Origin of the sequence: Actinomycetospora soli, from assembly GCF_021026295.1 — a bacterium.
In the GTDB taxonomy this organism is placed as follows: domain Bacteria; phylum Actinomycetota; class Actinomycetes; order Mycobacteriales; family Pseudonocardiaceae; genus Actinomycetospora; species Actinomycetospora soli.
Map to the genome: position 1 here is coordinate 1 of NZ_JAJNDA010000019.1, position 22,381 is coordinate 22,381.

General features: G+C 75.5%; 19 protein-coding genes. 7 read left to right on the plus strand and 12 right to left on the minus strand.

Annotated elements, in window-relative coordinates; all coding sequences use genetic code 11:
- Positions 1–620 (minus strand): TerC family protein (locus LN037_RS24865; RefSeq protein ID WP_443611902.1); only part of this gene is annotated, 620 nt, incomplete at its 3' end.
- Between the two features lie 263 nt (positions 621–883).
- Between LN037_RS24865 and LN037_RS24870 the strand changes: the two genes are divergently transcribed.
- Complete coding sequence (locus LN037_RS24870; RefSeq protein ID WP_230758506.1) at positions 884–3,784, plus strand: alpha/beta fold hydrolase; 2,901 nt, start codon at positions 884–886, stop codon at positions 3,782–3,784.
- Positions 3,781–4,644, plus strand: coding sequence for an ABC transporter permease (locus tag LN037_RS24875; RefSeq protein ID WP_230758508.1), 864 nt, complete (start codon positions 3,781–3,783; stop codon positions 4,642–4,644). The genes LN037_RS24870 and LN037_RS24875 overlap by 4 nt, the downstream gene beginning before the upstream one ends.
- A gap of 28 nt (positions 4,645–4,672) precedes the next feature.
- On the opposite strand, the gene LN037_RS24880 is transcribed toward LN037_RS24875, so the two are convergent.
- Complete coding sequence (locus LN037_RS24880; RefSeq protein WP_230758510.1) at positions 4,673–5,830, minus strand: hypothetical protein; 1,158 nt, start codon at positions 5,828–5,830, stop codon at positions 4,673–4,675.
- 101 nt (positions 5,831–5,931) lie between these two features.
- The gene (locus tag LN037_RS24885; protein ID WP_230758512.1) at positions 5,932–7,050 is read right to left on the minus strand and encodes a citrate synthase; all 1,119 of its coding nucleotides are present in this window, start codon (positions 7,048–7,050) and stop codon (positions 5,932–5,934) included.
- 55 nt (positions 7,051–7,105) lie between these two features.
- Between LN037_RS24885 and LN037_RS24890 the strand changes: the two genes are divergently transcribed.
- The 3 genes from LN037_RS24890 to glmS are packed head-to-tail and all read left to right on the plus strand — an operon-like array spanning position 7,106 to position 10,359.
- A complete protein-coding gene (locus LN037_RS24890) occupies positions 7,106–8,233 on the plus strand; it encodes a citrate/2-methylcitrate synthase (protein ID WP_230758515.1) in 1,128 nt (375 codons plus the stop codon).
- Positions 8,234–8,282: 49 nt separating this feature from the next.
- Positions 8,283–8,540 (plus strand): hypothetical protein, encoded by a 258-nt coding sequence (locus LN037_RS24895; RefSeq protein ID WP_230758518.1) that lies wholly within the window; start codon positions 8,283–8,285, stop codon positions 8,538–8,540.
- A gap of 10 nt (positions 8,541–8,550) precedes the next feature.
- The gene (gene glmS, locus LN037_RS24900) at positions 8,551–10,359 is read left to right on the plus strand and encodes a glutamine--fructose-6-phosphate transaminase (isomerizing) (protein ID WP_230758521.1); all 1,809 of its coding nucleotides are present in this window, start codon (positions 8,551–8,553) and stop codon (positions 10,357–10,359) included.
- A gap of 63 nt (positions 10,360–10,422) precedes the next feature.
- Here the strand turns inward: glmS and LN037_RS24905 are convergent, their stop codons facing one another.
- From LN037_RS24905 to LN037_RS24935, 7 genes are all read right to left on the minus strand, one after another.
- A complete protein-coding gene (locus LN037_RS24905; protein ID WP_230758524.1) occupies positions 10,423–12,369 on the minus strand; it encodes an AAA family ATPase in 1,947 nt (648 codons plus the stop codon).
- Positions 12,370–12,423: 54 nt separating this feature from the next.
- Entirely contained in the window at positions 12,424–14,172 is a 1,749-nt protein-coding gene (locus LN037_RS24910; protein WP_230758527.1) for an ABC transporter ATP-binding protein, read from the minus strand.
- On the minus strand, positions 14,169–15,737 hold the full coding sequence (locus LN037_RS24915) for an ABC transporter transmembrane domain-containing protein (RefSeq protein WP_230758530.1): 1,569 nt from the start codon (positions 15,735–15,737) through the stop codon (positions 14,169–14,171). The genes LN037_RS24910 and LN037_RS24915 overlap by 4 nt, the downstream gene beginning before the upstream one ends.
- A gap of 158 nt (positions 15,738–15,895) precedes the next feature.
- The gene (locus LN037_RS24920; protein WP_230758532.1) at positions 15,896–16,207 is read right to left on the minus strand and encodes a hypothetical protein; all 312 of its coding nucleotides are present in this window, start codon (positions 16,205–16,207) and stop codon (positions 15,896–15,898) included.
- Positions 16,208–16,437: 230 nt separating this feature from the next.
- Positions 16,438–17,220 (minus strand): acetoin reductase, encoded by a 783-nt coding sequence (locus LN037_RS24925; RefSeq protein WP_230758534.1) that lies wholly within the window; start codon positions 17,218–17,220, stop codon positions 16,438–16,440.
- On the minus strand, positions 17,217–18,272 hold the full coding sequence (locus LN037_RS24930) for a 2,3-butanediol dehydrogenase (protein ID WP_230758535.1): 1,056 nt from the start codon (positions 18,270–18,272) through the stop codon (positions 17,217–17,219). The genes LN037_RS24925 and LN037_RS24930 overlap by 4 nt, the downstream gene beginning before the upstream one ends.
- Before the next feature lie 48 nt (positions 18,273–18,320).
- Positions 18,321–19,565 (minus strand): helix-turn-helix domain-containing protein, encoded by a 1,245-nt coding sequence (locus LN037_RS24935; protein WP_372460529.1) that lies wholly within the window; start codon positions 19,563–19,565, stop codon positions 18,321–18,323.
- A gap of 85 nt (positions 19,566–19,650) precedes the next feature.
- Between LN037_RS24935 and LN037_RS24940 the strand changes: the two genes are divergently transcribed.
- The gene (locus tag LN037_RS24940; protein WP_230758537.1) at positions 19,651–20,130 is read left to right on the plus strand and encodes a GNAT family N-acetyltransferase; all 480 of its coding nucleotides are present in this window, start codon (positions 19,651–19,653) and stop codon (positions 20,128–20,130) included.
- A 125-nt stretch (positions 20,131–20,255) separates the two neighbouring features.
- Positions 20,256–20,915 (plus strand): UdgX family uracil-DNA binding protein, encoded by a 660-nt coding sequence (locus tag LN037_RS24945; RefSeq protein ID WP_230758539.1) that lies wholly within the window; start codon positions 20,256–20,258, stop codon positions 20,913–20,915.
- Here LN037_RS24945 and LN037_RS24950 read toward each other — a convergent pair.
- Positions 20,912–21,709 carry an SDR family oxidoreductase gene (locus LN037_RS24950; protein WP_230758542.1) on the minus strand — a complete coding sequence of 266 codons (798 nt, stop codon included), beginning with the start codon at positions 21,707–21,709 and terminating at the stop codon, positions 20,912–20,914. The genes LN037_RS24945 and LN037_RS24950 overlap by 4 nt on opposite strands.
- Before the next feature lie 67 nt (positions 21,710–21,776).
- The gene (locus LN037_RS24955) at positions 21,777–22,346 is read right to left on the minus strand and encodes a TetR/AcrR family transcriptional regulator (protein WP_230758543.1); all 570 of its coding nucleotides are present in this window, start codon (positions 22,344–22,346) and stop codon (positions 21,777–21,779) included.
- Positions 22,347–22,381 lie beyond the last annotated feature (35 nt).

Genomic DNA, 22,381 nt, shown 5'->3' on the forward strand with positions numbered 1-22,381 from the left:
GTGATCATCCGTCGGCCCGCCTCGCGGACGGTGAGCCGGGCGCCGCGGTAGTCCTCGGTGACCGGGACGATGCGGCGCACGGCGCGGAGCAGGATGTTCTCCCGGTACTCCTCCTCGTCGTCGTCGTCGTTGCCTTCGAGGCAGACCTTGACCGCGGTGATGACGAGGAAGGCGCCGAAGAGGTAGAAGACCCAGGAGAAGCGTTCGATGACGGCGGCGCCGGCGAGGATGAATCCGCCGCGCATCACCAGTGCGATGAGGATGCCGACCAGCAGGACCCGGTGTTGGAAGGCCTTGGGCACCGCGAACGCGGTCATGATCAGCAGGAACACGAACAGGTTGTCCACCGACAGCGAGTACTCGGTGACGTAACCCGCGATGAATGCCGTCGCCTTCGGCTGACCGCCGAACACGAGCACACCGGCCGCGAAGAGCACCGCGAGGCCGACGTAGATCGCCACCCCGCGGCCGGCCTGGCGCATGGTGACCTCGGCGGGCTTACGGCCCGCCCACAGGTCGATCGCGAAGATCACCGCCAACCCGGCGATCGTGAGAGCCCACACCCAGAACGGCTCACCCTCGGTGGCCACGACGGGCCCCGGCACAGCAGACAGCAACACGGAATCCTCCGGTGGGAAGGTCGGCACCACACCGGAGGTCTCTCCCGCGCGCGACCCGACACGGGTCGGCGCACCGTGCGCCCCGGACATCTTCCGGCTGTCGTGCTGACGAGGCGCTCGCAGGCGTTCCGGGGATACTCCCCTCCGCCGCGGACTATTCCATTACCGATCCTCAGCAAACACCCGGGGTGTCGCTCACTTCACTCGGTGGCGCGCAACCCCGCCGCCGCACGCCGACAACACCGCGGGCACCTAGGGTTCCGGTGGTGATCCGCCTGTTCGTGCTGCCCCTGGTCGTGCTGCTGGGGGTGCTCCTCGCCGCGCCGGCCCTGGCGGCGCCCGCGCAGACGCCGACCGACGACGGGGCCGGCACCGTCCGCACCGAGGACCTGCGGATCGACGTCCGCGACGGCCCGGCCCGCGACCAGCCCCAGTCCCTCGACGCGACCCTGTACCTGCCGGCCCGCACGCCGGCGCCCGCGATGCTGCTCGCCCACGGTTTCGGGGCGGACAAGCGGTCGGTGGCCGGGGAGGCGCGCAGCCTCGCCGCCCGGGGCTACGTGGTCCTGGCGTGGTCGGCGCGGGGGTTCGGGCAGAGCACCGGGCAGATCGCGCTGAACAACCCCGACTACGAGGTCGCGGACGCCTCGCAGCTCATCGACTGGCTCGCCGCGCGGCCCGAGGTGACGAAGGACGGCCCCGGGGATCCTCGGGTCGGCGTCATGGGCGGCTCCTACGGCGGCGCCCTCGCACTGCTGCTGGCCGCCGACGACCGCCGCGTCGACGTCACCGTGCCGATGATCACCTGGAACGACCTCGGGCAGGCCCTGTTCCCGAACAACGCCGCCACCGGGCCGCTCGCCACCACGCCCGCGGTGGGGGCGGACGCGCCGGACGGGGTGTTCAAGCGGTCGTGGGCGTCGCTGTTCTTCGGCATCGGCACGCGGACCGGGTCCGGGCAGGCCCCGGACGTCTGCGGCCGTTTCCTCCCCGAGGTCTGCGCCGGCTACGTCGAGGCGGTCCGCACGGGACGCGAGCCGGCCGCGCTCGCGACCTACCTGCAGCGCTCCTCCCCCGCCTCGGTCGCGAACCGCATCCAGGCGCCGACGCTGCTGGTGCAGGGCGAGAACGACACCCTCTTCGGCCTCGACCAGGCCGACGCCAACGCCCGCGCCATCGCCTCGGGCGGCGGGACCGTCGCCGTGGCCTGGTTCAACGGCGGTCACGACGGCGGGTCCCCGGACTCCCGCACGAACGCGCGGATCTCGGCGTGGCTCGACCACTGGCTGCTCCGCGCCGGCTCGGCGCCCCCGGCGGACTTCACCTACGTCCTGCCCTCCGGGGTGCGCAGCCGCTCGGCGCCCACCCAGCGCACCGTGACCGCGCCGGCCTATCCGCAGGTCGCGCCGCGGACCGGTCTCGCGCTCACCGGTGACGAGCAGGCCGTCGTCGCGCCCGCGGGTGGCGTGCCCGGGTCGATCTCCTCGATCCCGGGGTTGTCCGCGCTCGCCGGCGGCGCGGCGGGCGGCTCCGGGGGCGGGGACGACGGGGACGACGAGGACGACGGCGGCTCGGGTGGCTCGGGCGGTTCCGGGGGCTCCGGCGGCGGTGCCGGCGGCGGCGGTGGCGCGAGCGCCCTGCTGGGCCGGCTCGCGGCCGACCTCCCCGGCCAGGCCGCGACGTTCCGCACCGCCCCGCTGGCCGACCGGACCATCGTCTCCGGCTCACCGCAGGTGCGGATCGCGGTGACGACGACGGGGTCGGCGGCGCCGGGCGCGCCGGCGCCCTCCTCCGGGCCGGTGCTCTTCGGCAAGGTCTACGACGTCGCGCCCGGTCAGAACGGTGCCCCGGACACCCGCAGCCTGCTGGGGAACGCGGTGGCGCCCCTGCGACTGCCCGCCCAGGGTGGCACGCGGACGGTGACGGTGACGCTGCCCGCCGTCGCGGCGACGGTGCAGGCGGGGCACCGCCTCGAGGTGGCGATCGCGACCACCGACCAGGGCTTCGCCTCCCCCGCCGACCCGGCCGTGTACCGGATCGCGCTGGCCGACCCGACGTTGTCCGTCCCCGAGGTGCCCGGCGAGCAGACCGGCGGCTCGACCGTCCCGGCCGGGCCGCTGGTGGCGATCGGGATCCTCCTGCTCGGGGTCGTGGCCGCGGTGGTGGTCGGGCGGGTCGTGGCGGCCCGCCGCCGTCGCCGGGACCTGGAGCCCGGCGGTGACCTCGCGGTCGACCCGGAGCTCGTGGACGTCCCGCTGGTCGTCCGGAACCTCGCGAAGCAGTACCGCAACGGGTTCACGGCGGTGCGCGACGTGTCGTTCCGGGTGGAGCGCGGCCAGGTCCTCGGACTCCTCGGCCCGAACGGCGCCGGCAAGACGACGACGCTGCGGATGCTCATGGGGCTGCTCCGCCCGACGGCGGGTGAGCTGCGGGTCTTCGGGGTCCGGGTGACGCCGGGCGCGCCGGTGCTGGGCCGCATCGGGTCGTTCGTCGAGGGACCGGGGTTCCTGCCGCACCTGTCGGGCCGGGCGAACCTGGAGCTGTACTGGGCGGCGACGGGGCGGCCGATCGGCGAGGCGCGGATGGACGAGGCCCTGGAGATCGCGGGGCTCGGCACCGCGGTGGACCGCGTCGTGCGGACCTACTCGCAGGGCATGCGCCAGCGCCTCGCGATCGCCCAGGCCATGCTCGGGCTGCCCGACCTCCTCGTCCTCGACGAGCCCACCAACGGGCTCGACCCGCCCCAGATCCACGCGATGCGCGAGGTGCTGAAGCAGTACGCGAGCGAGGGCCACCGGACGGTGCTGGTCTCGTCCCACCTGCTGGCGGAGGTCGAGCAGACCTGCGACCACGTCGTCGTGATGCACCGCGGCGAGGTCGTGGCCGCGGGCGAGGTCGCCGAGCTCGTGGCGGGCGGCCAGGTGGCCGTCGCGGTCGCGGGCGACCGGGACCGCGCCGTGGTCGCGCTGCGCGACGCCGGGTTCGCCGCCGAGGCCGACCCCGAACGGGAGGACGTGGTGATCGCCGAGAGCGGGAGCACCGAGACCGAGCGGGCCGCCGTCGTGCGGGTGCTCGTGGAGGCGGGCGTCGACGTCGTCGGGGTGGGCCCGCGGCGGCGGCTCGAGGACGCGTTCCTCGCGCTGATCGGGGAGGAGAGCCGATGACCTCGGAGCTGGCGGACCACCGGCTGGGGCCGCGCGAGGCCTCGTCGGGACGGACCCTGCCCGTCCGCATCGAGCTGCTCCGGCAGCTCCGCCGCCGACGCACCCAGATCACCCTGGGACTGTTCGCGCTGCTCCCGGTGATCCTCTGGATCGCGTTCTCGGTGGGCGACGACTCGTCCGGCCAGGCCGGGTTGTCGCTCACCGACCTGGCGCAGACCTCGGGGCCCAACTTCGTGGTATTCGCGTTGTTCTCGTCGGCGAGCTTCCTGTTCGTCGTCGTCGTGGCGCTGTTCTTCGGGGACACCGTGGCGAGCGAGGCGTCGTGGTCGTCGCTGCGCTACCTGCTCGCGGTGCCGGTGCCGCGGGTGCGGCTGCTGCGGCAGAAGGTGATCGTCGCCGGGCTGCTGTCGATCACCGTGATCGCGGTCCTGCCGCTGGTGGCGCTCGCGCTGGGGACGCTGGTCTACGGCGACGGGGCGCTCGCGTCGCCGACCGGGGAGACGCTCGCGTACGGCACCGGGGTGCTCCGGCTGCTCCTGGCCACCGTGTACATCGCGCTGCAGCTCACCTGGGTCGCCGGGGTGGCGACGCTGCTGTCGGTGGCCACGGACGCGCCGCTCGGGGCGGTCGGCGGGGCGGTGCTCGTGTCGATCCTGTCGCAGATCCTCGACACCGTGGACGCGCTCGGGTCGATCCGGAACGTCCTGCCGACGCACTACGCGTTCGCGTGGACCGACCTGCTCACCGCGGACGTCGACGGCACCGAGATGGCGCAGGGCGTCCTCGCCGCGTTCGTGTGGGCGACGGCGTTCGGCGCCACCGCGGTCTGGTGGTTCCGGCGCAAGGACATCACCAGCTGACGACGGGGCGGGCCCGCCGCCGCGGCACTCAGCCGCGGCGGCGGAGACCGTGGAACAGGCGCCGCGCGACCCTCGGCTCGTCGGGCTGGGCCTCCGGGGCCTCCAGGGCCTCCAGGGCCTCCGAGGCCTCCGCCACCGGAGCCGCCTCGGCCTCGACGCCGACCGTGTCGTCGACGGCGCGCTCCTCGACCGGCGCGGACGCGGCCGCCGCCGGGACGGCCGACGCGGGGACGGCGGGCCCAGGTGCGGCGGGGTCGGGGGCGTAGACGATCGGCGCCGGCATCGGTGCCGGTTCCTCGAAGCTGCCGTCGTCCGGGACCGGGGCGGGCGGGGCCGCCACGACCATGACCGGCGCGAACGAGCTGCGTCGACCGGGCTCCGGGGTCGGCGCGACGGCCGGCGCGGCAGCGGCCGCGGGAGTCGGCGCGGCAGCGGCCACGGGAGCCGGCGCGGGCGTCGGTTCGAGGCGGGGCGACGCGGCCGGGGACGCCAGTTCGACGGTCGTCGCCGGCTCCGGGATCGCGGTCTCGGTGGTCACCGGGACGTCCGGGGCCTCCACGGCCGGCGCCACGTCCGGGGGCCGAGGAACGACCGCCGGCGGCGGGGCCGTGCGCGCGGTGAGCGTGACGTGGGCCCGCGGCGGGGGCGGAGGCGGGGCGACGGGCCGCACCACGGTCGGCGTGCGGGCCGGCGGCGGGGGCACGATCCGCTGGGCGGGCACGACGGGCCCGGCCTCGGGGTGCGTCGGGGCCGGCCGGTCCGGCGCGGCGCGCGGGACCGGGATCCGGGGCAGCCCGGCGGGGTGGTCCAGCCCGGCGAGAGCGGCCCGCGACCACGCCAGGCTCCCCTGGGCGCGGTCGACGCGCAGGCCCACCCACACCGACTCGGGGTGGCCCGGGCCCGCCAGGACGAGCCGTGAGAGGTGGATCGCCGACGGGGTGGTCGAGACGACGTCCTCGAGTTCGCGGCGCCCGGACCGGTCGGCGGCCGCGCGGGCCCGCTCCAGGAGCGCGTCGGCCGATCCCGCCGGGCCGCCCCACTCCCCCAGGACCCGCTGCCCCGACACGTCCACCACGGCGACGTGCTCCACGCCGGGGAGCCCGGTGAGCGCCTCGACGTAGGGGTGGACCGGACCGGCCTCGTCCTGCCTCGCGGCGTCGCCCTCGGCCGATGTCGCCTGTGCCACCACGCGCTACCTCGCCGCCCTCGGAGTGTTCCGCACCTGCCGAGTGAATCATCGCGCGCCGGGGCCCCGGCGTGACAGGGCTGCGGGACGTGAGTCGTGCGCTACGCCCGTTCGCCGACGTACGTGCCGGTGACGCGGAACCGCAGCCCGGGCTCCGCGTACTGCTCGAGGGCGTGGGCGATCCAGCCCACGGTGCGGGCGACGGCGAAGATCGCCTCGCCGGCGTCGGGGCGCATCCCGTGGGCGTGCATGATCGCGGCGAGACCGAGGTCGACGTTGGGGAAGAGGCCGGGACGGTTCGCGACCTGGGCCGCGAGCGCGGCCACGAGGTCGGCCTCGCGGGTCCCGGCGATCGTCTCCAGCAGCACCGCCGTCCGCGGGTCCCGCTCCCGGTAGATCGTGTGCCCGAACCCGGGGAGCCGCTCCCCCGCGCGGAGCCGGTCGGCCACGGCGCGGGCGGGGTCGTCGAGCGCCTCGGCGAGGAAGCGGTACGCGGCGGTCGAGGCGGTCCCGTGCACGGGACCGTCCAACGCCCCGAGCCCGGCCGACACGACGGCGTACGGGTGCGCCCGGGTGCTCGCCGCGACCCGCGCGGCCAGCGTCGACGCGGCGAGGCCGTGGTCGACGAGCACCACGAGGGCGGTCCGGAGCACGTCCGGCGCCTCCGGACGGTCGGACAGCGCCGGCCAGAGCCCGCCCAGGGCCGCCGTCATGCCGCGCCAGCACCGCAGGCCGCTCGCGGCGGCGGCGTCGAGGTCGAAACGCCACGGGTCGCTCGGCGCGAGGGCGGCCACGGCGAGGCGCAGCCGGTCGACCGGTCGGGGGTCGCCGGGCATCCCCGCCACGAGGTCGCGGACGGTCGCGACGACGGCCTCGTCGGGATCGGCCCCGGGCAGCGGCGCGTCGAGCGACCCGAGCCAGAGCAGCGCGGCGACGCGGTCCGGGGTCTCGGTGCGTGCGAGGTCGACGAGGCGGTGGCCGCGGACGATCACGTCGTCGGGCTCGACGAGCGTGAGCCGGGTGGTGATCGTCTCCGCCACACCCGTCGGGCGGCGGCCCCGGCCCGCGACCAGGGCGTCCACCTCGTCGGCGTCGAAGGTGCTCGGCCGCCCGCCGGTGCCGCGCTGCGAGGTGAGGAGCCCGCGGCTGACGTAGGCGTAGAGCGTCTCGGGCTTGACCCCGAGCCGGGCGGCGGCCTCGGTGGTCGTCAACGTCCGCACGGGTTGACGATATCAAGATTGACGACATTGATCGCCCAGGCGGACCGTCTCCGGCATGACACCTGCTCTGGATGTGCCGCCCGGACTCCGCGGCGTCGTCGTCGCCGACACCGGGATCGGCGACGTGCTCGGCGCCGAGGGCACCTACCACTACCGCGGGCGGTCGGCGGTCGACCTCGCCCGCACGCACTCCTTCGACGAGGCCGCGGCGCTCGTCCTCGACGGGAACCTCCCCGACGACCTGGGTGCAGGCCTGCGGGCCGAGCTCGCGGTGCACCGGTCGCTCCCGCCGGCCGTCTCCGCGGTGCTGCCGCAGGTCGCGGGCGCGGGCGCCCGGTTCGACGCGCTCGCCGGTCTGCGCGCCGCGCTCTGCGTCCTCGCCGAGGCCGACGGGTTCGAGCCGACCTGGGGAGCCGCCCCGGCCCGTCGTCGGGACGACGCCCTTCGCGTGGTCGCGGTGACCCCGACGGTCCTCGCCGCCCTGTGGCGCCGTCGGCAGGGGCTCGACCCCGTGGCGCCGCGCGACGACCTGCACGGTGGCGCGGCGTGGCTGTGGGCGCTGCACGGCGTGGAGCCGGACCCGGTCCTCGCCGCGGCGGTGGAGCGCTACCTCGTCCTCACCATCGACCACGGCTTCAACGCCTCGACCTTCACCGCGCGGGTGGCGGCGTCGGCGGGCACGGACGTCGCGTCGGCCGTGGTCGCGGCGGTCGGGACGTTCGTGGGGCCGCTGCACGGGGGTGCCCCGGACCGGGCGCTCGAGGCGCTCGACGAGATCGGCACCGCCGACCGCATCGAGCCGTACGTGCGGGCGAAGCTCGCGGCGGGCGACCGCGTCATGGGGTTCGGGCACGCGGTGTACCGGACGGCCGACCCGCGGGCGGTCATGCTGCGCGAGGTGGCCGAGTCGATCGGCGGGCCGCTCGTCGAGCTGGCCGCCCGGACCCAGGACCGCACCGAGGCGCTGCTCGCCGAGCACCGCCCGGGCCGGGAGCTGCGGGTCAACGTGGAGTTCTGGGCGGGCGTGGTGATGTCGCTGGCCGGGATCCCGCGGGAGATGTTCACCCCGACGTTCGCGGTGAGCCGGGTCGTCGGCTGGTGTGCCCACGTGCTCGAGCAGACCCGGAGCTCCACGATCATCCGGCCGTCGGCCCGGTATACCGGGTCGACGTCTGCCCGATAGCGGGCAAACTCCTGGCCTGAATCGTCGAAGCCGGGCAGGCTCCTGCCCCGTGGACCCGGAACTGGTGCGGAACGTGTCCGCGTCGACGGGTCTCCCCGGACCGGTCGCCGCCCGGGTGGTGGCCGACGTCGTCGCGTACTTCTCCGAGACCACCGAGGAGTACGTCCGGCGACGCCACCGGGAGCTGCAGGCCCGCGACCGGCGCAACGCCGAGATCTGGGCGGTGATCGCGTCGGAGCTCTCCGCGCGACCCGTCCGGGCCGGCGAGGTCAGCGAGCGGCAGCTGCGGCGCATCGTCTACGGATAGGGGCAGAGCCGTGTGCGGCATCGTGGGGTACGTCGGTCACCGGCCGGCGGCGCGCATCCTGGTCGACGGGCTCGCCCGTCTCGAGTACCGCGGGTACGACAGCGCCGGCATCGCCGTCGCCCACCGCAAGGCCCTGCGCACGACGAAGGCGGTCGGCCGCGTCGACGACCTGCGCGCCAAGGTGGGGCACGACCCGTCGTCGGGGAGGACGGGGATCGCGCACACGCGGTGGGCGACCCACGGCGAGCCGAGCGAGCGGAACGCCCACCCGCACACCGACGCCGCCGGGCGGATCGCGGTGGTGCACAACGGCATCGTCGAGAACGCCGAGGAGCTGCGGGCGAAGCTGGTCGCCGACGGGATCACCCTCGCCAGCGACACCGACACCGAGGTCCTCCCCCACCTGATCGCGCAGGCCGTCGAGCAGCAGGACTCCCTCGAGGCGGCGGTGCGCGAGGCGCTGCGCACGGTCGAGGGCACGTACGGCCTCGTGGTCCTCGACGCGCGCCGGCCCGACGAGCTCGTCGTGGCCCGCAACGGCAGCCCCATCGTGCTCGGGCTCGGCGACGGCGAGATGTTCGTCGCCAGCGACGTGGCCGCGCTGGTCCGGCACACCCGCCAGGTCGTCTTCCTCGCCGACGGCGAGATCGCGACGATCACCGCGACCGGCTACGAGGGCTCGCGCCTCGGCCCGCCCACCACGGTCGACGTCGACGACGAGGCCTACGACCTCGACGGCCACCCGGACTTTCTCTCCAAGGAGATCCACGAGCAGCCCGCGGCGCTGCGCCGGGTGCTGGCCGGCCGCCTGGACAGCCGCTTCGCCACCTCCCGGCTGGACGGCCTGCACCTCGATCCCCGCGAGCTCCGCGGGATCCGGCGGGTGACGTTCCTCGGTTGCGGGTCGGCGCACTACGCGGGCCAGATGGGCGCGGCGCTGGTCGAGGAGCTCGCGCGCGTCCCCGCCGACGCGGAGCAGGCGAGCGAGTTCCGCTACCGCAACCCCCTGGTCGACCCGGACACGCTCTACGTCGCGGTCAGCCAGTCCGGCGAGACCATCGACACCCTGGCGGCGGTCGAGGAGCTGCAGCGCAAGGGCGGGCGGGTCGTCGGCTGCGTGAACGTCATCGGGTCGGCGATCGCGCGGCAGTGCGGGGCGGGCATGTTCCTGCACGCCGGGCCGGAGGTCAGCGTCGCCTCGACGAAGGCGTTCAGCTCGATGACCACGTCGTTCGCGCTCCTCGCGCTGCTGCTCGGTCGGGTGCGCGACCTGTCCGCCGCGCACGGCACCCGGCTGGTCGAGGGGCTGCGGCGACTGCCGGACGCGGTCGACCTGGCGCTGGGGGTCGAGGACGAGATCGCCGCGGTGGCGCAGCGGTACGCCGACGCCCGGTCCATGTTCTTCCTCGGGCGGGTGCGGGGGTCGGCGGTGGCCCGCGAGGGCGCGCAGAAGCTCAAGGAGATCTCCTACGTGCACGCCGAGGCGTACGCCGCCTCCGAGCTCAAGCACGGGCCGCTGGCGCTGGTGGACGCGACGATGCCGTGCGTGATCGTGGTGCCCGACGACGAGCTGGTCGCCAAGAACATCTCGACGATCGAGCAGGTCAAGGCCCGCGGCGGCCCCGTCATCGCGGTGACCAACGCCGACCTGCCCGACGGGCTCGCCGACGCCGTCATCCGGGTGCCGCGCGTGGAGCCGGAGCTCGACCCGATCCTGCTCGGCGTCCCGCTGCAGCTGTTCGCCTACCACTGCGCCGCGGCGCTCGGCCGCGACATCGACAAGCCCCGGAACCTGGCGAAGTCGGTGACGGTCGAGTGAGGTGGCCGGAGGCCCCGTGAGTACTTCTGACGGCTATCACCGTCACAACTGCTCACGGGCGCGTCAGCGCACCTCCAGCCTCAGCTCGCCGTCGAGGACCACCTGGGAGCCGTCCCGCACCGCGCCGGCCACGATCCGGCGCGAGAGCGGGCGCTCCACCTCGCGGGACACGACCTGCCGCAGACCGCGGGCCCCCGACGCCGGGTCGGCGCGGGCCGCGAGCGCGGCGAGGGCGGCGGGCTCGACCGTGAAGGTGATGCCCTGCGCGGCGAGCCGCTCGCGGGTGGTGTCGAGCGCCAGGCCGACCACGCGGGCCAGCAGGTCCGGGGTGAGGCGTCGGAAGAGCACGACGTCGTCGATCCGGCCGAGCAGCTCCGGGCGCAGCGAGCGCCGCAGCACCCGCATCACGGGCTCCCGGGCGTCCTCGGGGTCTCCGTCGTCCCCGACGACCTTCAGCTCGGCCGCGGCGAGGTTCGAGGTCATGATCAGGACGGTGTCGGCGAAGCTGACGGTCCGCCCGTGGGAGTCGGTGAGCCGACCGGCGTCGAGCACGCCGAGCAGCACCGCCACGACGTCGGCGTGCGCCTTCTCGATCTCGTCGAACAGCACCACCGACGCCGGGTGCCGGCGGACGGCCTCGGCGAGCTCGCCGGGCCGGTCGTGGCCCACGTAGCCGGGCGGCGCCCCCGTCAGGCGCGACACGGTGTGCGCCTCGCCGAACTCGGCCATGTCGAACCGGACGAGCTCGGTGCCGAGGGCGTCGGCCAGTGCCCGGGCCAGCTCGGTCTTCCCCACGCCGGTCGGGCCGACGAACAGCATCGCGCCGTGCGGCCGTTCCGGGTCGGCCAGGCCGGCGCGGCCGGCGAGCACCGTGTCGACGACGGTGTCCACCGCGCCGTCCTGCCCCACGACCCGCGCGCGGAGACGGGCGTCGAGGTCGAGCAGGCGGGAGCGGTCGTCCTCGGTGAGGTCGGCGACCGGGAGGCCGGTGAGGTCGGCGACGACCTGCGCGACGTCCTGCGCCGTCACGGTCGGCCGCCCCTCCGGCTCCCGGGTGCGCACGCGCGCGGCGGCCCGGTCGATCGCGTCGATCGCCTTGTCGGGCAGGAAGCGGTCGCGGACGTGCCGTGCCGTCAGCTCCACCGCGGCCCGCCGGGCGGCCGGGAGCAGCACGACGCCGTGGTGCGCCTCGTAGCTCGACGCGAGCCCGTCGAGGATCGTGATCGTCTGCGCGGGGCTCGGCTCCGGGACGTCGACGGCGGCGAACCGACGTGCCAGCGCGGCGTCAGGCTCGACGTGGCGGCGGTACTCGGCGGTCGTCGTCGCGCCGACGAGCCGGAGCTCGCCCCGCGCCAGGGCCGGCTTGAGGATGCCGGCCGCGTCCATCGGCGACTCCTGGGCGGACCCCGCCCCGACGATCGCGTGCAGCTCGTCGACGAACAGGATCGTGTCGGGGTGCGAGGCCTCGGCGACGAGCGCCGTCAGCCGCTGCTCGAACTCGCCGCGGTACTTCGTCCCCGCGACCATGCCCGCGAGGTCGACGGTGACCACCCGGGCGTCGCGGATCGCCGCCGGCACCTCGCCCGCGACGATCCGGCTCGCCAGTGCCTCGACGATCGCGGTCTTCCCGACACCGGGCTCCCCCAGCAGCACCGGGTTGTTCTTGCTGCGCCGCGCGAGGATCTCGAGGACCTGCGAGAGCTCCCGGTCGCGCCCGATCACCGGGTCGAGCCGCCCCGCCCGGGCGTCGGCGGTGAGGTCGCGCCCGTGCCGGTCGAGGGTGGGGGTGCGCCGGGTCCGCGTTCCCGACGGCGGGTCCTGCCGCGGCTCGTCGCGTCGCTCGGCGTCCCGGGGCCCGTCCTCGTCGAACGCGCCGCCGAAGAGCGTGCCGAGGTCGAGGTCGACCAGCCGGCCGAGGAGGTCCTCGAACAGCGGGCCCGGGCCCGGGTCCTCCCGCCGCCATCCCCCGTCGCTGCGGTCGCCCCCGCGGGCACGGTCCTGGTCAGCCATGCCTCCAGTGTGCGCCCGTCGGCGGGGCGACCACCGGGCTCACGCCCGGCCCGATCACGACGCGGCCGCCACCAACCTCGCGTACTCGCCCCCGGCGGCGAGCAGGTCGGCCGGCGGACCCTGCTCGACGACCTGCCCGTCGGCCATGACCACCACCCGGTCCGCGGCGGCCGCGGTGTGGAGCCGGTGGGCGATCGCGACGACGGTGCGGCCCGCCAGGACCCGTTCGAGCGCCTGCTCGGTGCGGCGTGCCGACGCCGAGTCCAACAGGGACGTGGCCTCGTCGAGGACCACGGTCCCGGGGTCGGCGAGCACGACCCGGGCGAGCGCGAGCCGCTGCGCCACCGGGGCCGACACGGCGCGGGCGCCCGCGCCGACCACGGTGTCCAGGCCGTCCGGCAGCCCGGCGGTCCAGTCCTCGAGTCCCACGACGGCGAGGGCCCGGCGGAGGTCGTCGTCGGTGAACGTGCCGGCGGGCAGGAGCAGGTTGTCGCGCAGGGAGCCGGTGAAGACGTGGTGCTCCTGGGTCAGCAGGAGCACCTCCGAGCGCAGGGTGTCGTCGTCGAGGGAGGTGACCTCTCGCCCGCCGACCCGCACCGACCCGACGTCGGGAACGGAGATACCGGCGACGAGCCGCGCGAGCGTCGACTTGCCGGCGCCGGACCCGCCGACCACCGCCCACCGCTCGCCGGGCGGGACGTGGAGGTCGACGCCGCGCAGCACGGGGCGCCCGGAGCGGTAGGCGAAGTGCACGCCCTCGACCTCCAGACCGGCACGGGTCGGCGGTCCGACCGGTCCGACCGGTCCGGCGGCCGTCCGCGGCGGCACCCGCACCCCGAGCACGCGGCGCAGGGCGGTCGAGGCGACCATCAGGTCCTCGACCCACCACAGCGCCGTGTCCAGCGGCGTGGCGAGCGCCTGGGTGTAGACCACCATCGTCGTCACGGTGCCCAGCGACGCCAGGCCCTCGGTGTGGGCCCAGCCGCCGAGCAGCAGCACCGCCGCGAGCGGCAGCGCGTGCGAGATCTCCAGCCACGGCGTCCACCGGACGTAGAGGGCGCGCAGGTCCCGCTCACGGTCGACCCCGCCGTCGAGCGCCGCGTGGTCGCCGCGCCGCCGGGCCGGGATCCGCCCGAGGGCGTCGAGGGTGCGTGCCCCCGAGGTCGACTCGTGGGCGCGGGAGGCGAGCAGGGCCCACGCGTCGAGCATCCGAGCCTGCGCGGGCGGCAGACGGCGCCAGAGCCAGCGGGTCGGGAGCACGATCGTGGGGACGCCGACCAGCAGCGCGAGGGCGAGCAGCGGCGAGGTCACGATCATCGCGACGATCGTCAGCACCACCGTGACGACGGCCGTCACGATCTCGGGCAGCCCCTGCCGGAGGGCCGAGTCGACGCGGTCGAGGTCGGTGGTGGCGCGGGAGAGCAGCGCGCCGGTGCCGACCGCCTCGACCTGGCCGAGGGGCAGCGCCAGGGCACGGTCGACGAGCTGGGTCCGGTTGGCGGCCAGCAGGTCCTCCCCCAGCGCGCCGGCCCGCCACCGGGCCGCACGGCGCAGCCAGGCGGTGAGCAGCAGGGCGGCCAGGAAGATGCCGGCGAGGACGTCGATCCGTGCCGTCGAGCCCGCGCCACCGGCGACCTCGTCGACGATCAGACCGAGGAGCTGCGGACCGACCAGACCGGCGGCCGAGGCCGCCAGGAAGAGCCCCGTCGCCGTCAGGAACCGGCGCCGGCGGGCCCGCAGCACGGCCGCGGCCCACCGGAGGGCCTCCCGGCCGGAGGCGTAGCCGAGGACCGGGGTGGTCACGAGGTGCTCCCTTCGAGGACGCGGGTCAGGTCGACGGTGCGGTCGGCGACGTGGCGCCACGGCGCGGTCTGGGCGAGGACGACGGTGGTCCGTCCGCGCCGCCGGGCCGCGACGCGCGTCGCGATCCAGGCCTCGGTGTGGGCGTCGACCGCCGAGGTCGGTTCCTCCAGGACGAGCACGTCCGCGTCGGTGAGCAGGGCGCGGGCCAGGGCCAGGCGCTGGCGCTGCCCGCCGGACACCTCGCGGCCGCGCTCCCCGAGGACCTCGTCGAGCCCGTCGGGGAACCCGTCGAGGATCTCGGTCGCGGCGGCGACGTCGAGCGCGTCGGCGACCGTGAGGTCCCCGCACGGCACCAGCTCGGAGCGCAGCACCCCGGAGAACCACAGGTCCTCCGGGCCGGCGTGCACCACCCGGCGGCGCAGGTCGGCGACCGCGACGGTGTCCGTGCCACGGCCCTCGACCGTCCCGCCGTCGACGAAGCGGGCCAGTCGTGCGGCGACCGCGGAGGCGTCGGCCCCGGCGTCGACGACGGTGAGCTCGCCGGCCCGGACCTCCAGCCCCGTCGTCGGGTCGGCGACCGCGAGCGGACCCGGTGGCAGCGGTTCGGCCGCCTCCCCCGGGTCGGTGAGCAGCGGGCGCAGCGCGAGCAGGCGGGCGACCTTCTTCGCGCCGGCCCGGGCGGCGGCCAGCGACGCCGCCGCCTCGGTCGCGGTCGTCACCGGGACGACGAGGAAGGCGGACGCACCGTAGACGGCCACCAGCTCGCCGGGACTGATCGTCCCCGCGACGGCGAGCCGGGCCCCGAGCCAGGTGATCGCCACGAGCACCAGACCCGGGAGCAGGACCTCGGCGGCCGCGAGGGACGCGGTGCTGCGGGCCACCCCGAGCCCGGCGGTGCGGACCCGGGCGGTGGCGTCGCCGAACCGGGCCGCGAACCGGGCCTCGCCGCCGACGCCCCGCAGGATCCGCAGGCCGGCGACGATGTCGGCGGCGAGCGCGTTCACGGCGGTGAGCTCGGTCCGCTGGGCGTCCCGCCGCCGCTGCAGCGGCCGCAGCAGCGGGCCGATCCCGACGACGGCCAGCGGCACGCCGACCAGCGCCACCACCCCGAGCAGGGGCGAGCGGGCGAGCAGGCCCGCGCCGACGACGCCGAAGGCGACCACGGACCCGACGAAGCGGCCGGCGGTGTCGAACAGGTTGCCGATCTTGTTGAGGTCGGACGTGGTCACGGCCGTGACGTCGCCGCTGCCGACCTGCGGGGTCAGCGACGCGCCGAGCCCGAGGACGTGGCTCGTCAGCCGGCGTTGCGTGCTCGACGCGGCGTGCAGCCACATCCCGTGCGACAGGAAGTCGAGGACGGCGCCGGCGGCCATCTGCGCCAGGCCGAGCGCGAGCACCAGACCGGCGCCGCGCAGCAGCGCCGTCGTGTCACCGCCGGCGATCCCGGCGTCGACGGCCTCGCCCGCGACCAGCGGGACCAGGGCTCCGGGGACGAGCCAGAGGGTGCCGACCACGACGGTGGCGGCCACGAGGCCGGGCCGGGCGCGCAGCAGCGCCCGCAGCAACCCGCTCGCGGTCGGCGGGTCGTCGAGGCGGAGCGCCGGAGCCGGGTACGGACGGCGCTCGGCGGGGAGTCAAGTGTGGGGGCGCATCGGCCCGACGCTAGGACGACCCCGCTCGCCGTCGCGACCGATTTCGCTGCGGGCTCGACCGCCCGGCGCCGTCAGTACGGCTCGACCGACTCGACGCCCGGCAGGTTGCGGACGGTGTCGGCGAAGGCCGCGCACTCGTCGGTGGTGAGCGCGACGGTGCAGCTGATGCTCGTGCAGGACACGCCCTCGTGGACGTCGACGGCGAAGTCCGGGACCCGGTACCCGAGCTCGCACAGCGACGAGGCGAGCGCCATGACGCCGGTCATCCCGCCGGTGGTGACCATGGTGAACGGGCGGGGCAGACGCGAGGCGCGGCGACCGGGACCGTTGACGGCCCGCTCGAGGTCGGCGGCGGGGATACGGGCGGGCTCGAGCGTGGTCATGACGATGCTCCTGGACGTGCTGGGATCCGCTGTCTGGAATCCGAGCCAGGTCTCGGGAGTTCGTCCACGGGAGCTCACGGGCGCGCCGTGGTGTGCGCGCCGGGAGCCTGGCTCACCCGACGCGCTGGGGTACTACCTCCGCCCGCGCGATCATGACGGCGATGTTACTCGCGCCACCCCGGCACGCAACTCCAGGGCCCCGGGGTGGCGCGCCCCGATCAGGTCGTCGTTCAGCTCATGACGATCCCGCCGTCGATGATCCCGGCCTGACCGGTCATGTAGTCCGCGTCCGGGCTCGCGAGGTAGGACACGTAGGAGGCGACGTCCTGCGCGGTCTGCGGCCGGCCGAGGGCGATCAGCTGCGAGTACTGCGCGAACGCCTCGCCCTTCCCGGTGCCCAGGTAGCCGCCGAGCCCCGCGTCGATCTCCTCCCACATCGTCGTGTCGACGATGCCCGGGCAGTACGCGTTGACCGTGATGCCGTGCCGCGCCAGTTCCTTCGCGGCCGCCTGCGTGAGCGCCCGGACGCCGAACTTCGACGCCGAGTAGTGCCCGAGGTGGTCGAACCCCTGGTGGCCGGCGATCGAGGCGGCCGAGATGATCTTGCCGCCGCGGCCCTGCTCGATCATCGTCTCCGCGGCGGCCTGCAGACACCACAGCACGCCGCCCACGTTGACCGCGAGCATCCGCTGCAGGTCCTCGGGCGTGACCTCGAGCAGGTTCTTCACCTGGGCGATGCCGGCGTTGGACACCATGACGTCGAGCCCGCCGAACGCCTCGCGGGTCGCGGCCACGAGCGCGAAGCACGCGTCGCGGTCCGACACGTCGGCGGCGTGGGCGGCGGCGCGGCCGCCGTCGGCGGTGACGGCGTCGGCCGTGCGTCGGGCGGTCGCCTCGTCGATGTCGGACACCATGACGGCGAAGCCGTCGCTCGCGAGCCGGCGGGCGATCGCCTCGCCGATGCCACGTCCCGCGCCGGTGACGATCGCGGTCCTCGTCCCCGGGGCGCTCACGGGTGCACCAGGATCTTCACGTTGGTCTCCTTGTGGTCGATGAGCTCGCGGAAGCCCCGGTCGACGATGTCCTCCAGGGCGATGCGGCCGGTGATGAACTGCTCGACGTCGACGGTGCCGCTGCGGATCAGCTCGATCACCTCGGCGTGCCGGTTGGCGTACGCGAGCGAGCCGACGAGGTTGATCTCGGAGAAGACGAGCGAGTTGACGTCGAAGGTCGCCGGGTGGCCCCAGATCGACACGTTGACGCAGGTCCCGCCGGGCGCGGTCGACGCGACGGCGCTCGCCAGGACCTGGTCGATGCCGGCGCACTCGAAGGTGACGTCCGCGCCGCGGCCGCCGGTGAGCTCGCGGATCGCCTCGGGGACGTCGACCTCGGTGGGGTCGAGCACGTGGTCGGCGCCCGCCCCGGGCGCCTTGGCCTTCCGGGCCTCGGCGGGTTCGACGACGATCACCTGACCCGCGCCCGTGGCGCGCAGCGCGGCCGCCGTCACGAGCCCGATCGGCCCGGACCCGAAGACCGCCGCGGTGCCCCCGCGCTCCAGGCCGGAGAGCTTCGCCGCGTGGTAGCCGACGGCGAGCGGTTCGACGAGCGCGCCCTGCTCGGTCGTCAGGCCCTCGATCGAGTGCGCCCACCGGGCGTCCACGACCATCTTCTCGGCGAACCCGCCCTGGTCGCCGTCGAGACCGATGAACCCGAGCCGGCGGCAGATGTTGTAGCGGCCGTCGCGGCAGGCCACGCAGGTGCCGCAGACGTCGTAGGGCTCGACGACGACGCGGTCGCCCTCGCGCAGGCCGGTCACGCCCTCGCCGACCTCGGCGACCACGCCGGAGAACTCGTGCCCGAGCGTGACCGGGACGGCGCCGCCGGTCAGCGGGTGCGGCGCGTCCGGGGTCGGGGTGAAGATCGGACCGTCGAGGAACTCGTGCAGGTCGGTGCCGCAGATGCCGCACCACTCGACGGCGACCTGGATCTGGCCGGGTGCCGGGTGCGGCTCGGGGATGTCCTCGACGCGGACGTCACCGCGTCCGTGGAAGCGGGCAGCCTTCATTCGGTCCTCCTCGCTCGGGATGTGTCCATCCCAGGCGAGTGACCGGGGTCACGGGAAGCGTTGCAGCGGTGTTGCAGGGCCGAGCAGCCCGGCCATGACGTCGGGCGGGGGCACCTCGACGCCCACGCCCGGGGCGATCCGGTAGGGCCGGGCGACGACGAGGTTGCCCAGCACCCGGCGCAGGCGGGACAGCTCCGCGCGCACGGTGACGAGGTGGTCGGCGTCGTCGTAGAGCGCGCGGCTGAGCGCGGCGGCGTCGAGACCCGTCGTGCCCGCGCGCATCAGCAGCGCGAGGATCTGCAGGTGGCGGCGCGACAACGTGTGCCGCCACGTCTCGCGGCCCTCCACGACGGCGACGGGCGGGTCGGCGGCGAGGTCGAGCCGCAGGCGGGTCGACCCCTCCTGCGCGCTCGTGGGGTGGAGCAGCCACCCGCCGGGCACCGGCTCGGGCAGGCACGGACCGAGACCGTGGACGAGCATGACCTCGCCCGCCCGCGGCACGCCCACCCGGTCGCGCGGGGACAGTCCCGTGGCCCCGGCGACCCACCCGTGGTCGTCCACCACGAGCGCGGGGCCGCCGCGCCGGGCGAGCAGCGGGGCGGCGACGGCGCGCAGCGAGTCGAGCCGCTGCTCGTGCTGCGCCCACAGGCCGGACTCGGCGAGCCGCACCGCGGTGTGCACGAGCGCCACCGTGGTGGGGTGCACCGTCGGCGCCGGGCCGGACAGGTCGACGACGCCGAGCATCTCGCCGGTGCGCGGGTCGTGGATCGGGCTCGCCGTGCACGTCCACGGGTGCTGCGCGCGGGCGAAGTGCTCGGCGGAGAACAGCTGCACCGAGGCGTGCTCGGCGAGCGCGGTGCCGATGGCGTTGGTGCCGACCGACTCCTCGGTCCAGTCGGCGCCCGGGGAGAACCCGAGGCCCTCGGCCAGCCGGGCGACCCGGCTGGCGCCCTCCCGCCAGAGCACGAAGCCGTCGGCCGCGGTGATGACCATGATGTGTTCGGCGTCCTCGGCCACCGCCGTGAGGCTCGCCCGCAGCTGCGGCAGCACACCGGAGATGGGCGACTCGGCGCGGCGGCGCTCGACGACCTCGGGCGCGGCCGGGTCGGGCAGCGACCGCACGTCCGGCGTCACACCGAGGGCGAGCATCCGGTCCCAGGACCGGGAGACGACCCGACGCAGGCCCGTCGTGACGCGTCCACCGGACAGCCGCGCGTCGTGGGCCTGGTGGAGCAGGCGCGCGTGTTGGCGGAGATCGGTACTCCGCGTCACCGCGCAGACGCCGTCGTCCACCACGCGCACCTCCTGTGGCGCAGAGCATAACCGGGCGGTCGGCCCACGGGCAGCGTCCGCGCACCGGTCCGGGCAGGCTCGCCGCGTGGACGTGCGGCGGGCGGTGGCGCAGGACGCGCCGGCGATGGCGGCGGTGGTCGCCGCGGTCGCGCCGGAGGACGTGCTCGGGGCGCAGCCGCCGGTCGACGTCGAGGCCCGGGCCACGGCGTACGCCGACCTCGTGGCGGGCGGCGTGGGCGCGGCGTGGGTGCTGGTCGAGGACGGGACCGTGGTCGGGTCCCTGTCCCTGACGCCGCGCACCCGGGGTGTGTTCGGGCTGGGCATGGCGATCCTGCCGTCGGGCCGCGGCCGCGGCGGCGGGCGGGCGCTGGTGGACGCGGCCCTAGCGTGGGCCCGGGCCGGCGAGGCGCACAAGGTGGACCTCGAGGTGTGGCCGGACAACGCGCGGGCGATCGCGCTGTACGCCGCGACGGGGTTCGTGGTGGAGGGCCTGCGCGACCGGCACTATCGCCGCGCCGACGGGACCCTGCGGTCGTCGTTGATCATGGCCTGCCGGACGGACTGAGCCCGCGCCACCGCCCCCCGGCGCGAGGTGTACGTAGGGCAGGTTCTGCGACCCGCCGGGCTGCCTGGTGTACCTCTCGCGAGACGGGCCGGGTGTCCGGAGGTGCTGGTGGGCACCCCCGGTCGGTGACCGAGCCCCTGTTCTCCACCGAGCCGGAGTCGTCGACACCCGACCCGGCGACCGCCGTGTCCGATGCGCTCACCCTCGACGACCTGCGTGAACGCGCCGCCGCCTGCACCGCCTGCGAGCTGTACGAGGGCACGACCGGCACGGTGTTCGGCACCGGCCCGACCACCGCCCGCATGATGTTCGTCGGCGAGCAGCCCGGCGACCAGGAGGACCGCCAGCTCTCCCCCTTCGTCGGACCCGCGGGGAAGCTGCTCGACGGCGCCCTGGTCGAGGCGGGGATCGCGCGCGAGGACGCGTACGTGACCAACGCGGTGAAGCACTTCTCGTTCCGTCGCCAGGGGAACCGCCGGATCCACCAGACGCCGAAGGTGGGGCACGTCCGTGCCTGCCGGCCGTGGCTGGACGGCGAGCTCGCGCTGGTCCGCCCGCACGTCGTCGTCACCCTCGGGGCGACCGCGGGCAAGGCCCTGCTCGGCTCGTCGTTCCGGATCACGAGCGAGCGCGGCGAGGCCCGGGAGTGGGAGGGCACCACGCTGGTGCCCACGATCCACCCGTCGGCGATCCTGCGGGCCGACCCGGCCCGTGGTCAGGACGGCGACGAGATGCGGGCGGGCTTCGTCGCCGACCTCCGCGTGGCCGCCGGGCTCCTCGCCTAGACGGTCTTCAGCACTCCCCCGTCGACCACCACGTCGATGCCCGTGATGTTCGCGGCGTGCGGGGAGGCGAGGAACGCGATCGTCGCGGCGGTCTCCTCGGGCTCGGCGAGCCGTCCGGTGCTGATGCCCATCTCGCCGGGGAGCCGGGCGAGGAACTCGTCGAGCTCGAGCCCCTCCCGGTGTGCGAGGTCGCCCGCCATGCTCGCCGGATCCGTCCAGTTGCCGGTGCGCGTCGGGCCGGGGCTCACCGTCACCGCCCGCATTCCCCTCGGGGCGTACTCCTCGGAGAGCGCCTTCGTCAGGTTGGTCATGGCCGCCTTCGCTGCGCCGTAGTCGACGGGCGGGTGGGCCATCCGCGCGCCGATGGACGAGACGTTCACGATCACTCCCCGTCGGCGGAGCAGCGCGTCGATGAGTACGCGGGTGACCCTGACCGCGCTGAGCAGGTTGAGGTCGAGCGTCGCCTGCCAGGCCGTGTCGGAGATCGTGGCGAAGCCACCGAGGTGCGCGGGATCCGGGCCACCGGACACGATGCCACCGGCGTTGTTGACCAGGACGTCGATCCCGGCAGGAGCCCACCCCTCGAGAGCGTCGGCGACGGCGTCCGCCCCCTCCGGCCGGGCGAGGTCGGCCGTGACCACCTCGTCGGCGACCTTGTCCAACTCGGGCGTGGACCGTCGGGCCACGCCGAGGACCCGGGCACCCTCCTCGGTCAGCCGCTCGGCGGTGGCCAGCCCGATCCCTCGGCTCGCCCCGGTGACGACGGCCGTGCGCCCGGTCAGGTGCAGATCCATGTCCCGATCTCCTTTGTTGACCCATAGGTACAGAACGACGGCAGGCGTCGGCGCGCCCGCACGGACGTCAGATCAGACGCATCGCGGCGTCGACGAGCGACGTCGGCGGGGCGCCGATGCGCTGGAGGACGCGCGCGCCGTTGAGCAGCGCGAGGACCGCGTCCGCCGCGACGCCGGCATCGAGCGATCCGTCCACCCGCGGCAGGTCCCCCGTGCGCCGCCCGTCCTCGATCACGGCACGCAGCGCCTCCCGCTGGCCGGCGAGCACCCCGCGGACGAACTCCGCCACGACCTCGTCGTCCGGAGACGACTCGACCGCCGTGGTGGTCACGAGGCAGCCGCGGGCGTCGGAGCCGACGTCGAGGACCAGCCCGAGCGCGCGTCGGAGCCGCTGGTCTGCCGGGCCGGGGCCGGCGAGCATCTCGAGGAACTGCGCCCGCTGACCCTCGACGTACCGCGCGAGCGCCCGTCGGTAGAGCTCGTGCTTCGAGCCGAACGCGTGGTAGACGCTCCCCTTGCCCAGGCCCATCGCGGCGCCAAGCTCGGCGGGCGTGGTGGCGCGGTAGCCCTTCGTCCAGAACAGGTCCACCGCCGCGTCCACGGCCGCGTCCTCGTCGAAGGTGCGTGGCCGACCCATGACGAGGACGCTAGCCCGTTCTGTACCTCGAGGTC